The 13,264-nt window shown below is 56.5% G+C and carries 13 protein-coding genes; 10 read left to right on the top strand and 3 right to left on the bottom strand.

All coding sequences use genetic code 11. The features are described 5' to 3' along the window. The first annotated feature begins 47 nt into the window (after positions 1 to 47). The 6 genes from ahcY to BKP64_RS00245 all read left to right on the top strand — a co-directional run bounded on the left by ahcY (position 48) and on the right by BKP64_RS00245 (position 5,578). Positions 48 to 1,442, top strand: coding sequence for an adenosylhomocysteinase (gene ahcY, locus BKP64_RS19215; RefSeq protein WP_070964401.1), 1,395 nt, complete (start codon positions 48 to 50; stop codon positions 1,440 to 1,442). Between the two features lie 12 nt (positions 1,443 to 1,454). Beyond that, positions 1,455 to 2,324 carry a methylenetetrahydrofolate reductase [NAD(P)H] gene (gene metF / locus BKP64_RS19210; RefSeq protein ID WP_070964397.1) on the top strand — a complete coding sequence of 290 codons (870 nt, stop codon included), beginning with the start codon at positions 1,455 to 1,457 and terminating at the stop codon, positions 2,322 to 2,324. 216 nt (positions 2,325 to 2,540) lie between these two features. Continuing rightward, a complete protein-coding gene (locus BKP64_RS00260; protein ID WP_070964394.1) occupies positions 2,541 to 3,299 on the top strand; it encodes a transporter substrate-binding domain-containing protein in 759 nt (252 codons plus the stop codon). Between the two features lie 91 nt (positions 3,300 to 3,390). Further along, on the top strand, positions 3,391 to 4,062 hold the full coding sequence (locus BKP64_RS00255; protein ID WP_070973477.1) for an amino acid ABC transporter permease: 672 nt from the start codon (positions 3,391 to 3,393) through the stop codon (positions 4,060 to 4,062). A 13-nt stretch (positions 4,063 to 4,075) separates the two neighbouring features. Next, complete coding sequence (locus BKP64_RS00250) at positions 4,076 to 4,822, top strand: amino acid ABC transporter ATP-binding protein (RefSeq protein WP_070964391.1); 747 nt, start codon at positions 4,076 to 4,078, stop codon at positions 4,820 to 4,822. Between the two features lie 144 nt (positions 4,823 to 4,966). Next, positions 4,967 to 5,578 carry a hypothetical protein gene (locus tag BKP64_RS00245; RefSeq protein WP_070964389.1) on the top strand — a complete coding sequence of 204 codons (612 nt, stop codon included), beginning with the start codon at positions 4,967 to 4,969 and terminating at the stop codon, positions 5,576 to 5,578. A 1-nt stretch (position 5,579) separates the two neighbouring features. Here BKP64_RS00245 and BKP64_RS00240 read toward each other — a convergent pair whose 3' ends face one another. Genes BKP64_RS00240 through BKP64_RS00230 form a run of 3 tightly spaced genes read right to left on the bottom strand, consistent with a single transcriptional unit; the run spans position 5,580 to position 8,330 of the window. Continuing rightward, complete coding sequence (locus BKP64_RS00240) at positions 5,580 to 6,662, bottom strand: discoidin domain-containing protein (RefSeq protein ID WP_070964386.1); 1,083 nt, start codon at positions 6,660 to 6,662, stop codon at positions 5,580 to 5,582. Beyond that, the gene (locus BKP64_RS00235) at positions 6,655 to 7,605 is read right to left on the bottom strand and encodes a hypothetical protein (RefSeq protein ID WP_070964383.1); all 951 of its coding nucleotides are present in this window, start codon (positions 7,603 to 7,605) and stop codon (positions 6,655 to 6,657) included. The genes BKP64_RS00240 and BKP64_RS00235 overlap by 8 nt, the downstream gene beginning before the upstream one ends. 5 nt (positions 7,606 to 7,610) lie before the next feature. Next, positions 7,611 to 8,330: a hypothetical protein gene (locus BKP64_RS00230; protein WP_070964381.1), complete on the bottom strand. Its 720-nt coding sequence runs from the start codon at positions 8,328 to 8,330 to the stop codon at positions 7,611 to 7,613. Between the two features lie 360 nt (positions 8,331 to 8,690). Between BKP64_RS00230 and BKP64_RS00225 the strand changes: the two genes are divergently transcribed. From BKP64_RS00225 to BKP64_RS00210, 4 genes are all read left to right on the top strand, one after another. Beyond that, complete coding sequence (locus tag BKP64_RS00225) at positions 8,691 to 10,043, top strand: adenosylmethionine--8-amino-7-oxononanoate transaminase (RefSeq protein ID WP_070964378.1); 1,353 nt, start codon at positions 8,691 to 8,693, stop codon at positions 10,041 to 10,043. 15 nt (positions 10,044 to 10,058) lie between these two features. Further along, positions 10,059 to 10,799, top strand: a complete 741-nt coding sequence (locus BKP64_RS00220; protein ID WP_070964375.1) for a 16S rRNA (uracil(1498)-N(3))-methyltransferase — start codon at positions 10,059 to 10,061, stop codon at positions 10,797 to 10,799. Between the two features lie 99 nt (positions 10,800 to 10,898). Further along, positions 10,899 to 12,128, top strand: coding sequence for a DUF445 domain-containing protein (locus BKP64_RS00215; protein WP_070964372.1), 1,230 nt, complete (start codon positions 10,899 to 10,901; stop codon positions 12,126 to 12,128). A gap of 110 nt (positions 12,129 to 12,238) precedes the next feature. After that, complete coding sequence (locus tag BKP64_RS00210) at positions 12,239 to 13,261, top strand: HDOD domain-containing protein (RefSeq protein ID WP_070964370.1); 1,023 nt, start codon at positions 12,239 to 12,241, stop codon at positions 13,259 to 13,261. Positions 13,262 to 13,264: the final 3 nt, after the last annotated feature.

The following is a 13,264-nucleotide window of genomic DNA, read 5'->3' as shown; positions in this document are numbered from 1 at the left end:
CGTATTGCACACAGCACGCATTCAAAGATTTAGAGAGGAAAGCACTCATGAGCACTCCGGCAGAACAACTGAACAGCTCCGACGATTACAAAGTCCGCGACATCTCCCTGGCCGGCTGGGGCCGCAAGGAAATGAGCATTGCGGAAGGCGAAATGCCTGCCCTGATGGCCCTGCGTGAAAAGTACAAGGCCGAGCAGCCGCTGAAAGGCGCCAACGTCATGGGCTGTATCCACATGACCATCCAGACCGCCGTCCTGATCGAGACACTGATCGAGTTGGGTGCGAACGTGCGCTGGTCCTCGTGCAACATCTTTTCCACTCAGGACCAGGCGGCAGCGGCTATCGCCGCCAGCGGCATTCCGGTATTTGCCTGGAAAGGCGAGACCGATGAAGAGTACGACTGGTGCCTTGAGCGCACCGTCGGTGCTGATGTAGAGGGCTGGGAACCGAACATGATCCTGGACGACGGCGGCGACCTGACCGCGCTGCTGCACGAGAAATACCCGGAAATCCTGGCCAACTGCCACGGCGTGACCGAAGAAACCACCACCGGTGTGCATCGCCTGCAGGAAATGCTTCGCGAAGGCACCCTGAAGGTTCCGGCCATCAACGTGAACGACGCCGTCACCAAGGCCAAGAACGACAACAAGTACGGTTGCCGTCACAGTCTGAACGACGCCATCAAGCGCGGTACCGACCACCTTATGGCCGGCAAGAAAGCCCTGGTCATCGGTTATGGCGACGTGGGCAAAGGCTCGGCTGCTTCGTTGCGCCAGGAAGGCATGATCGTAAAGATCACTGAAGCGGACCCGATCTGTGCCATGCAGGCCTGTATGGACGGCTTTGAAGTGGTTTCGCCCTACCTCGACGGCGTCAACACCGGTACCGAAACAAGCGTCGACAAGGCTTTGCTCCAGAACACCGATCTGCTGGTCACTACCACCGGCAACATGAACGTGTGCGACGCAAACATGCTCAAAGCGCTGAAATCGGGTGCCGTGGTCTGCAACATTGGTCACTTCGACAATGAGATTGATACCGCTTATATGCGCAAGAACTGGGAATGGGACGAGGTGAAGCCTCAGGTTCATGTGGTCTATCGCGACAAGGCCACCAACGATCACCTGATCCTGCTGTCCGAAGGTCGCCTGGTGAACCTGGGTAATGCCACCGGCCACCCGTCACGGATCATGGACGGCTCCTTTGCCAACCAGGTGCTGGCCCAGATGTACCTGTTCGAGCGCAAGTTCGCCGACCTGCCGGAAGATGCCCGCGAGAAAGGGGTTTACGTTCAGGTTCTGCCTAAGCACCTGGACGAAGAAGTAGCCCGCGCCATGGTCGAAGGTTTTGGTGGTGTCATCACCAAGATGACCCCGGAGCAGGCCAAATACATCGGTGTACCGGTCGAAGGCCCGTACAAGCCGGAAACCTACAAGTACTGATCGGATACCACAATGCAGAGTCAGAAACAGTTCAAACGCCGCTTCAGCTTTGAGTTTTTCCCGCCCAAGACCGATCAGGGCAAGGAAAAACTCCAGAACGTGCGTAACCAGCTGGCCGAGGTGAACCCGGATTTCTTTTCGGTCACCTTCGGTGCCGGCGGCTCTACCCGGGACCGCACCATTGAAACCGTGCTCAACCTGCACAAGCAGGGCATTTCCACGGCGCCCCACCTTTCCTGCGTGGGCGGCACCCGCCAGGAAATAGGCGAGCTTCTGGATGTGTATAAAGAGAATGGCATCAACCGGATCGTCGCCCTGCGGGGCGATATGCCCTCGGGTATGGGGGCGGCGGGCGAGCTGCGCTACGCCAACGAACTGGTGGAGTTTATTCGCGAGCATAGCGGTGACACCTTCAACCTGGAAGTGGCTGCCTACCCGGAATTTCATCCCCAGGCCCGCAATGCCGAAGAAGATCTGCAGAACTTCGCCCGTAAGGTGAAGGCTGGCGCCAACAGCGCCATTACCCAGTACTTCTTCAATGCGGACAGCTACTTCTATTTCATTGACCGTCTGGAAAAGATGAACGTTACCATTCCGGTGGTACCCGGCATCATGCCTATCATCAACTTCTCCAATCTGGTCCGCTTCTCGGACATGTGCGGTGCGGAAATCCCGCGTTGGATTCGCAAGCAGCTCGAAGCCTACGGCGACGACAGCGACTCCATCCGCAAGTTCGGCGAGGAAGTAGTCACCGAGATGTGTGAGAAGCTGCTTAAGGCAGGCGCTCCGGGCTTGCATTTCTACACCCTCAATCAGGTTGAGCCCAGCATCAGCATCTGGAAGAACCTGGGCATCAGTGAGCGGGAGAAGATTGCTTTCTGATGACTCTGGCGGAACCGGATCAGGTCCTTACCGGGCCTGATCCGGCCGGCCACCTCCCTCCAAGCATTTGATTTCCTGTGCCCCTCTGCGTAATAGTCTAAAATGTATGTGATGCAGTTCCATCAACGCTCCCCGGAGATCGCAGTCAACAGCAGCGATTGGTCCGGCTTGCCTTACCGGGCAATTGGAGCCTCATAAGAAAGAAAAGGAGAATGTATGAACACGAAGTGGCTGAAGACCGTAACTGCCAGCCTGGCACTCACCGTGGCGGCAGGGACCGCTAGCGCAGAGACCCTGCGAGTGGTCACCGACCCGAGTTTTGTTCCCTTTGAAATGATGGATCAGAAAACCGGCGAGATGATCGGCTTCGATATGGAGATCATCCGGGAGGTGGCCAAGCGTGCCGGTTTTGAAATCGACCTAAACACCATGGATTTCAACGGCATTATCCCGGCACTGCAAACAGGCAATGTGGATATCGCCATTGCCGGTATCACCATTACTGATGAGCGTGAAGAGATCGTTGATTTCTCCGATCCTTACTACGATTCCGGCCTGCGTATTCTGGTTCGTCAGAGCGAAGATGGGGTAACGGAATTTGACGATCTGGAAGGCAAGAAGATTGGCACCAAAATCGGCAGCACCAGTTACGACTATCTGGTGAAGACGCTGGAGGAGGACGACGGCGTCACTCCGTACCCAGGTAGCTCAGACATGTACATGGCCCTGATGTCCCGTGCCATTGATGCAGTCTTCTACGATGCGCCGAACGTTGGTTACTTTGCCCGCACCAAGGGTGAAGGCAAAGTTAAAACCGTTGGACCACTGTATGAAGGCCAGCAATACGGCATCGCCCTCAAGAATGGCAGTGAGTGGGTTGATGATGTCAACAAGGCCCTCGCGTCCATGAAAGAAGACGGTACCTACAAGACCATCTACGAGAAGTGGTTTGGCCCGATGCCGGAAGGCATGTAAGGGCAACCGGACCCGTAAGGTCTGATTCCCTGCGCTGGGGTGCATGCACCCCAGCCGTTCCTCACTCCAAATTCCTTCGGAGATTCTCACTGTGGAATTCCAGTTTCAGTTCGACTGGCAGGCTGCCATCGACTCCATCCCTTTTCTGCTTGAAGGGATTCCCTATACCCTGCTGATTTCCTTTGGCGGTCTGCTCATTGGTTTCGCCCTGGGCATTTTTTTCGGCCTGCTGAGTATCAATAAAAGGTGGTTCCTGAAATGGCCGGCAACGGCCTACATCGAAATTTTTCGAGGCACCCCTATTCTGGTCCAGGTCCTGTTTATCTTTTACGGCCTGCCCGACCTGATCGGCGGCCCTATTGATCCCCTGACCGCCGGTATCGCAGCTATCGCGCTGAACTCGGGCGCCTATATTTCGGAAGTGGTTCGTGGTGGTGTGCAGTCCATTGCCAAAGGCCAGACCGAAGCCGGCCTTTCCCTGGGCCTGTCCAGAACCCAGACGTTCTGGTCCATCATCTGGCCGCAGGCGTTTCGCCGGATGATTCCGCCTCTGGGCAACCAGGCCATCGTCAGCATCAAGGACACGTCCCTGTTCTCAGTCATTGGTGTGGGCGAACTGGTCCGCCAGGGCCAGATCTACATTGCCAATACCTTTACCGCGTTTGAGGTGTACTTTGTGGTAGCGCTTCTTTATCTCGCCATCACCCTCTCACTGTCCCTGGTTCTCCGCTATGTTGAGCGGCGCGGGCTGGTCTCTGTCTGAAGGAAAGGTACCCATGACTCATATTGTTGAAATGAAGGGCATGAACAAGTACTTCGGCAAGCTCCATGTCCTTAAAGATATTGATTTAACCGTCGAACAAGGCGAGGTGGTCGTCATTATAGGCGCCAGTGGCTCAGGCAAATCGACCCTGATCCGCTGCGTCAATGGCCTGGAAGAGTTTGAATCCGGCCACCTGAAAGTAGACGGCCACGAGCTTGCGCCAAAGAGCGGCAACCCGAAAGCCCTTGCCGAGATCCGCAAGGAAGTTGGAATGGTGTTCCAGCAGTTCAACCTGTTCCCTCACCTGACGGTGAAGAAAAACATCATGCTGGCACCCCAGAAGGTCAAAAGCGAATCACCGACGATTGCCAATGCCACCGCCGAACGACTGCTGAACCGGGTTGGTATCGGCAACCAGGCCGACAAGTACCCAAGCCACCTGTCTGGCGGCCAGCAGCAACGCGTTGCCATCGCACGCGCCCTGGCCATGGAACCGCGCCTGATGCTGTTCGATGAGCCAACCTCCGCCCTCGATCCGGAAATGATCGGTGAGGTACTGGACGTTATGCGCGAACTGGCCAAGGAAGGCATGACCATGATGGTTGTTACTCACGAAATGGGCTTTGCCCGTGAAGTGGCCGATCGGGTGATTTACATTCACGAAGGCCAGATCGTGGAACAGGGCAAACCGGACGACGTGTTCGATAACCCGCAGAACGAGCGCACCCAGGCGTTTCTGTCCCGGGTATTGGCTCACTGACCAAGCTGGTTTAGGCCCCCGGATACGGGGGCTGCTTTTAGCCGCGCCAATCGCCCACGGCCCGGCCCAATTGATCAATAATTAGACAGATCGCGTCCAGCGACTATTCTTACATGAGCGATCAATAGTCAAATGGAGGTGTCTATGCGCTGGTCCAGACCCCGTCATTACCTGCTGCCGCCACTGCTTTTCCTTACCCTGTCCAGTGGCGCCCTGGCTCAATCTGCCGAAGAGCTTTTAAAAGAAATCGACGCGCGGAAGGAACGGATCAATCAGTTCCGGGCACTGCTGAATGATCCAGACCAGAGCACCCGACTGGCAGCACTGGATGTCATGCTCAAATCCGATGACCTCGCCATGAAGGAAGTCGCCTACGGCATTGGCTTCAACAGTGCGGATGAGGCCACAAGGGCCCTGGCCCTGAAAGGCAAGTTCAGAGACGTTAAGGTGCTGCCTTTCAGATTAACGACAGGCGAACCCCAAACCGATACCGAAAAAAATACGATCCGGAAATGGGCAGGAGCGTATGGCTTTGAACTCCGCGAATTCAACGAAGATACTGGGCAGTTTACCTTTCGCGGAGACGATTACCCCAACAGGGACAAGCTAGGGCAGGTGAACGGAACCGGAGTCGAATTCCAGGCCCAATACTGCCGCGGGTACTTCAACCTGGGCGACAGTGCTTCTTTGGTCGGCGAGCTTCGCTGCACTGGCCCATATGAAGGAACATACCCGGCTAAGGCAAGACTGCATTAGATTACTCGGGACGCACGACGAAATCAGAAAGGCCCACCCCCATGGAATCGCCCCAGTGGGAATAAATGCGCAGCATAATCTTGCGGGCGCGAACGGGCGCAAAGACAACTAACTTTGAGTTGTCGGAGGTGAAATAGGTTCCACTGAAAACCGGCATCCAGCCGCCATCCTCTCTGGTGCTGACCAGCAGTTCGAAATCGCGGGGCAGCCGCTCCAATGGCGTGACGCCCTCACCAACCAGAACCACCCGATCAATCGGATGAACCCGATCTCCTTTCAGATCAACAACCACCTCAATCGGAAACCCTTCGGGTTCGGCCAGCCAGACAGTGCCTGCGTCAACACCGTCAACCAGATTAGACACCCGATATTCGGCAGACACTGCCGGGCTTGACCAACGCTCAACGATTTCGGCCAGATTACCCTCGTTAGCTACCTCTGACTCCAGTGACGCGGACTCCGCCCCCTGGCTAGTCGTTTTCATGCCGAAAAATGGCCGGACGGTTTCTACGGCGCGATCAAACCTCAGCACCTTGCCTTCAGCAGTCTGCGGATCAACCGACATCAAAATTCCCGCTGGCGCGTCATCCAGAGCAAGCAGGCTACCACTGAGCCCTTTGAACAGTTGATTTTCAGGGCCGACCGGGCTGACTCTCAGGTACAGAAGACCCACATCCGAAACCCGAACCTCTCTCCGGCTCAGACTGCCGTCGGAATTCACTGATACAATCTGGCCGTTTGCCGCCGTCGACAGTACCCGATCCAAGGAGAACGAACCGCCCAGATCGAAGTCACAGTTATCCGTTATGGCGCCGGTCACACGCAATACCGCTAGATCGTACCCAAAGCGTTGCAGCAGATCTGCTTCTCCTCTGGGGCGGGCACTGCTGCCACCAACCAGGGTGGCGAAAAAGCCATCGCCGATCACGTGCGCGGGGGTCAAGGCGTAACATTCATTCAGGCGGCTCATCAGCACCGCCTGTCCGTTCTCACCGGCTTTCACAAAGGCCTGAGGCGGCATCGCCTCTGCCGTGCGAGCAACCTGCAACAGAATGACGAGGACCAGAGCTGTCGTTCTAATCACGGCTTGCCACATCCTTGAGAATTTCACGAACATTGGAATAGATCTCTATCGCAGCAAAAAACAGAGCTCCTAGACCAGCGAAAAACGATAGCAGAGGGTCGTAAAGGAACCGGGCCCAGCTTGTGGCCCTTATCTGATAACCGGAACTGCCCAGCCTTTCCACTTTAACGTGATCGGCACTACCGTGGGCAACAAGCTGAATCGCGTTCAGAGCCTCAGTGAACCTTTCCTGATTGGTGGGCTCAATTCTGAAGAACCCCTCAACAACGGCTTCCTCGTGTTTTTTCCCTTCGGGCTGTTTCCAGAAGCCAACCTTGTCCCCCCGATCCAGCTCACTTGTGCCCGCACTGTAGCGGGTATCCCGGAACAGCTGTTCTTCAAGCACGTTGACAGTTCCCTGAAGCAGAACGCTGTCGACGCCGCTGCTCACATCATCCCCGACCACAAGCGTGCCCCGAAAGGGCCAGACGAAGGGCCGGTCGTCCGATGACACCGTCAGCGACGCCCAATTTTCCAGGAGCCTTTCTTCGTCATCGGGGCTGACGATACTGCCTACCGCGCCGTCGGTTCTGCCAAGCGTAAGCCTCACGTCCTGAATACCGTGGCGCTGAATATCCACCCGTGTGCCCTGGCGAATCAAGAGGTAAGCGCTCTCCGGCAGACGTGTCGCGCTATCCTTTGTCGCAAACGGGTTTTTATAGAGCTTGGCGCCGCCAACACGCCACTCCGAAAAAGCGCCATCCGAGGTGACCACAGACGCCGTTTCGGTCACCGCATCCAGAGTGAAGATGCGATCACGACCATCCAGATACAGGCCCAGAAAAATCAGGATCAGGCCCGCCGAGAAGAACAAAGCCACTTTACGGGACTGCCTCTCCAGGCTCATCACAAAGAGGAACCGGAATCTGCGAAAACGCCTTCTTACGGAACTGCCGACTCCCATGGGCGTCACCTGCCCATCCGTTCCGGCAAACGCACAACCAGCTCCGTCGGCGGCATCATCCGATCAAACCGTCGGCGCATGATGCGTATGGCCAGACTTCCGGTCCCGGTATTGGCAATGGGTAGTGTGCAAATGGTGTCGTATCCGGTTCGGCGCCCTTCCCTGATCAGACGACATGCAATCGTTCTGGTAGCGATATCCGGCGAGGTGATCACAGCAAAAGTATCCGACCGGCCGGAATTGACAAAGATATCCAGAGAATCCGGCAGCCGAGGGTTATCCCCTCGGACGGCAATCAAAACCGGGCCACTGTGCGCCTCACTGCAATCGCCCTCGTATCCGAGGACAGAGAGGTCCGTTCCGGCGTAGCGGCTGAGGTCATATTTGGAGAGGTCTTGCAGGCGAACCGTGTCGGCCTTCGAACCGGACGGCCAGCGGAAGGTATTTTCGGACCAGTACAGTCCATCACGTGAGATCACCCGGACACAGACATCTTCGCCCTCCCGTGCCGGTGATGAAACCAGCGACAGAGCTTGGGCGGCCCTGGCATTCGAAGACAACACACCGGCCACAACCCGGCCACTAACGGACGCTTCTTCCGTCAGTACTTCCTGAAAGTCTTTCTCTTGGCCCTTGAGCTCTGCGACTGCCTCCTGGGCAAAAGAAACCCGGGAGACAAAAGCACACAAGAAACTGATTATCAGAACAATCGCGCGATAGTCCATGTTCCGCTTCCTTGCCATATTCCGTGAAAGCGGATGGCCTGCACAGCAAGAATCAGGACCCAATCCGGATGTGTACTGTTAACTATAGCAGGGAAACGTCACCAAAACGGGCTCACCTCCCAAAGCCAACTGAGTACAAACATGTGGTACTCAGCCTGATCTTCCTGAAATTTGTCAGCGACAGGCCATGATCGACGAGGGCCAGGGCGACCATGTGGACATGGTGAAATTCTACGCCATGGAAAACGTGTTCTACCTGGCGCCAACCAGCAGAGTGGTCAGCGACCGCTGTTAACTGTAATATTTCCACAGGTTAACAGCCGATTCTTCTGAACCTGACAGCTCGACCGGAGACTCACCATGCGCAATGCCGATCTCGTCGCCCGCGGCCTGAAATCCGTATGGCACCCCTGCACCCAGATGAAAGACCACGAAAAGACCCTGCCACTGGTCCCCATCAGGCGAGGCGAAGGTGTTTGGCTGGAGGATTTCGAGAACAACCGGTTTATCGACGCCGTCAGTTCCTGGTGGGTTAACCTGTTCGGTCACGCCAACCCGAGAATCAATGCGGCCATCCAGGAACAGATAGGGCAGCTGGAGCATGTCATCCTCGCCGGGTTTACTCACGAGCCGGTGGTCAATCTGTCCGAGCGACTCATTGAGGTTACCCCTGAGGGCCTGAACAAGTGCTTTTACGCGGATAACGGCTCCTCTGCCATCGAAGCGGCGCTCAAAATGAGCTTCCACTACTGGAAGAACCAGGGCAAACCGGGCAAGAAAAACTTCGTGAATCTGAGCAACAGCTACCACGGGGAAACCCTTGGAGCACTGGCGCTGGGCGATGTGGCGCTCTACAAGGACACCTATCAGCCTTTGCTGATGGAAGTGCTGACTGCACCGTCGCCAGATGCCTTCAACAAAGAAGCCGGAGAAACCGACGAGGATTATGCCCTGCGCCAGTTCGAGGCCATGGAAAGACTCTTGGCGGAAAAACACGACGAAATCTGCGCAGTTGTCGTGGAACCCCTGATCCAGTGTGCCGGCGGCATGCGCATGCACCACCCGATCTACCACACCAAACTGAGAGAAGCTTGCGACCGCTACGGCGTGCACCTGATCGCAGACGAAATTGCCGTCGGCTTTGGCCGGACCGGCACCCTGTTTGCCTGCGAACAGTCCGGTATCACCCCGGATTTCATGTGCTTGTCCAAAGGCCTGACAGCGGGTTACCTGCCGCTGTCCGTCGTTCTGACCACAAACACTGTCTACAATGCCTTTTATGACGACTATGACACCCTGAAAGCCTTCCTGCACAGCCACAGCTACACCGGAAACCCCATCGGCTGCGCGGTTGCTCTGGCGACCCTGGACATTTTCCGGGACGACAATGTCATTGAAAACAACCGCCGGCTTTCCGCCTGCATGGCCGACTCCGTCGCCCATCTGGCGGACCACCCCAACGTTGGGGATATCCGCCAGCACGGCATGACCCTTGCCGTGGAAATGGTCAAGGACAAGGCGTCCAAAACGCCCTTTCCCTGGCAGGAACGCCGGGGGATTCGGGTTTACCAGCATTCCCTGACACGTCAGGCCTTGCTTCGCCCCCTGGGTAATGTGGTTTACTTCATGCCGCCTTACGTCATCACCGAAGACCAGATCCGTCACCTGGGACAGGTAGCGACCGAAGGCATCGAAATCGCCGTTCGGGACTGACCAGGATAAACAGGCATGCGCATCCCCAGAATTTACACGGACTCGCCACTGGGCGAAGGACTGACAACCGAGCTGGACGAAAATGCCGCCCAGCACGTCGGGCGGGTACTGCGCATGCAGCCAGGACAGGAGCTGCGGCTGTTCAACGGTGATGGCCAGGACTATCCCGCCACCATAACCACGGCTGGCAAGAAGCTAGTGGAGGTGATGGTAGGGCAGCCCGAGCCCAACCTGACCGAATCGCCTCTGGAAATAGTCCTTGGCCAGACCCTGTCCAAAGGCGATCGCATGGATTACGCCGTTCAGAAAGCGGTCGAGATGGGTGTCACCCGCATCATCCCCCTCACGACTGAACGCTGCGACATAAAGCTCAAAGGCGACCGGGAAGACAAGCGCCTGCGCCACTGGCAGTCAGTGGCAGTGAGCGCTGCAGAGCAGTGCGGCCGGGCGAAGGTGCCTGAAATTCTGCCGGTGATGACCGTGGCGCAATGGCTGGAACACAGCCGCGATTGCGACGCGCGACTGGTGCTGCACCACCGTACAGAACAGTCCCTGAAAACCATAGCTACGCCGGGTCGCGTTGCCCTGATGATCGGGCCAGAAGGCGGCCTGACGGCCGATGAGATTACCATGGCGGAGAGAGAAGGCTTCCTGCCCGTAGCTCTGGGCCCCCGGGTTCTCAGAACCGAAACCGCACCTGTCGCGGCCATGGCGCTATGCCAGTGGCTGTGGGGCGATCTTGGAGAAACGACCTGACGGCCGTAACGCCGTCTCAGACTGGCACCCAAGTCATTGACAGCACACACCTCTACCAACATTATCCCTGACTGATTGGATCACTGATGAGAGCAGCGGATGACAAGTTTGTTCACCACCCCTGAATTCTGGCAGTACCTCAGCATTCCTGTCATTGCTGCTCTGATTGGCTGGATCACCAACTGGCTTGCCATCAAAATGACCTTCTACCCGCTGGAATTCGTTGGCAAACCGCCGCTTTTGGGCTGGCAGGGCATCATTCCCTCGAAAGCCCGAAAAATGGCGGCCATCAGCGTAGACGCCACCATTTCCAAAATCGGCACTGTGCGTGAAATCTTTCAACAGATTGATCCTAAAGTCCTGGCGACCCACATTGTTCATTCCGTGGACCCCCGCATCGAAGAGTATGTCGATGAAATGATGCTGAGGGAGCACCCGACCTTCTGGGAAAACCTGCCGGCCTCGGCCAGAAACATGGTGTATGACCGGGTCAGAAAGTCCACTCCACAACTGGTGGACAACCTGGTGGAGGATGTTTCCGCAAACATCGAGGACCTGCTCGACATCAAGGGCATGGTTATTGAGCGGCTCGCCAGCGACAAACAGCTGCTCAACCGCATATTCCTGGAATGTGGCGAGGTGGAATTCCGCTTTATCGTCAATTCCGGCATGTACTTCGGGTTTCTTTTCGGCCTGGTCCAGATGGCGGTCTGGTACTTCTACCAGAGCTGGTGGGTACTGCCCTTCTTCGGACTGCTGGTGGGGTGGGCCACCAACTGGATTGCCCTGAACGTCATCTTCCGCCCACTGCATGCAAAGAAAGTGGGCCCCTTCAGCATTCAGGGGCTGTTTCTGAAGCGACAACCCGCCGTCGCCGAATCCTTCTGCCACATTGTCACTCACGAAATTCTGACCGTGGGCAACATCATCAACGCCATCCTTGATGGCCCCAAAGGTGACAGAGCCCGGAACATGGTCAAAAAACATATCAAGCCACTGGTGGATGAGACCGCCGGCATGGGCAAAGCGCTCACTCAAATGGCGTTTGGTCCGACTGGCTTTGCCACCCTGAAACACCAGGTGGGCGAGAAAGCGATAGAAATATCCCAAACTTCCTTTAACAATCCAGTTTTCGAACAAGACCGGGCGCGGGCAGTCGAATCCATTATGGTGGAACGAATGATCGCCCTGTCCTCGGAAGAATTTCAGGATCTGTTACGCCCCTGCTTCCAGGAGGACGAAATCAAACTGATTCTGGTGGGTGCTTTTCTGGGTTTTGCAGCCGGGGTCGGCCAGCTGGTGTTTGTATTCGGCCAGTCGATTATCTGATTAATAGCGGAAATCAATCAATCTTCGTCTGTGCATTTGTGTAGCTGGTTACTATACTGCGCAGGCAAGGATACGAGTTAGCTTACGATTGATTGACCCGGAGGCAACGGATGCCAGGTTTTATCTCCTGGATTTCAGGATTTTTCTCTTCCGCACACCCGGTGACACCGGCACCGGAAGCCAGACTCTTCAATCCTTCAAAAGATCCCCCTGTAAACGACGCAACGGACGATGTGCCCGAACTCGCCCAGGAGTTGGAGAATCATCTTTTTTCCTGGCTGCTGGATGCCTCACCGTCAGCACTAAAGTCAGGCCTCTCGTCTGCCGGGCCAGTGCTTGAGGAATTGGCTCACAGACTGAGCGCTGACGAGCTGCAGGAATTGCCGAGACAGCCCCTCAGCCTGCCTATGCTGATGAAGGCCCTGTCCGACGAATCCACAGACCGACAGCGAATGACGGAAATTATTCTGGCGGATCCGGCACTTACCGACCAGTTGTTGCAGGTTGCCAATAGCCCCTATTTCCGGCCGGGAGACCACGCCATCGAGTCCGTTGATCACGCGGTATTTATTCTCGGTGTCGACGGGATACGCAATGTCATTTCCGCCACAGTCATGCGCCCTATGATGGCGGCACGAAACAGCCGGGAAGCACTGTTCGCCCAACGGGTCTGGCGCTGGGGACTGACCTGCGCCCGTGCCGCCGAACTGATCGCCAAAATGAATAGAGCCGATACCAGTGCCCATTTCATGGTGGGACTGCTGCCGGCACTGTCTTACATTACGATACGGCGGGAATTGCAGAGAATATGCCGGGAAAATGGTGGCGCAAGCGAGCCGGATCCGGCGCTCGTCCGGCACGCCCTGGCGCGTTTCCATTGGGCCACGTGCCAACTGCTAGCCAACGAATGGCACCTGCCGCCAAAATATAATGCCTTACTGATGGCCGCCGAGCGCCCGGCTCCGGGTCAGCAGCATACGCCCCTGAGCGACGGGATGGTTATCGGGACCCGAGAGGTACTCCGGCACGCTCACCAGCGCAACCTGGCCGAAGAGGACCTCCCCAAAGTGGTGCGGCTATCTCCGGATCAGATCAACCGTGTGCGTGGCTCGCTCAAGGCCATGCTGAAATAAACG

It is taken from the genome of Marinobacter salinus, from assembly GCF_001854125.1.
Taxonomy (GTDB): domain Bacteria; phylum Pseudomonadota; class Gammaproteobacteria; order Pseudomonadales; family Oleiphilaceae; genus Marinobacter; species Marinobacter salinus.
Note: the sequence above shows the minus strand (reverse complement) of the source record. Positions and strands in the feature narration are given on the sequence as shown.

Coding starts and splice junctions, on each gene's coding strand:
- BKP64_RS00210 (WP_070964370.1), top strand. CDS start 12,239: ATGCCAGGTTTTATCTCCTGGATTTCAGGATTTTTCTCTTCCGCACAC.
- BKP64_RS00230 (WP_070964381.1), bottom strand. CDS start 8,330: ATGGACTATCGCGCGATTGTTCTGATAATCAGTTTCTTGTGTGCTTTT.
- BKP64_RS00225 (WP_070964378.1), top strand. CDS start 8,691: ATGCGCAATGCCGATCTCGTCGCCCGCGGCCTGAAATCCGTATGGCAC.
- BKP64_RS00215 (WP_070964372.1), top strand. CDS start 10,899: ATGACAAGTTTGTTCACCACCCCTGAATTCTGGCAGTACCTCAGCATT.
- ahcY (WP_070964401.1), top strand. CDS start 48: ATGAGCACTCCGGCAGAACAACTGAACAGCTCCGACGATTACAAAGTC.
- BKP64_RS00250 (WP_070964391.1), top strand. CDS start 4,076: ATGACTCATATTGTTGAAATGAAGGGCATGAACAAGTACTTCGGCAAG.
- metF (WP_070964397.1), top strand. CDS start 1,455: ATGCAGAGTCAGAAACAGTTCAAACGCCGCTTCAGCTTTGAGTTTTTC.
- BKP64_RS00235 (WP_070964383.1), bottom strand. CDS start 7,605: ATGGGAGTCGGCAGTTCCGTAAGAAGGCGTTTTCGCAGATTCCGGTTC.
- BKP64_RS00245 (WP_070964389.1), top strand. CDS start 4,967: ATGCGCTGGTCCAGACCCCGTCATTACCTGCTGCCGCCACTGCTTTTC.
- BKP64_RS00220 (WP_070964375.1), top strand. CDS start 10,059: ATGCGCATCCCCAGAATTTACACGGACTCGCCACTGGGCGAAGGACTG.
- BKP64_RS00260 (WP_070964394.1), top strand. CDS start 2,541: ATGAACACGAAGTGGCTGAAGACCGTAACTGCCAGCCTGGCACTCACC.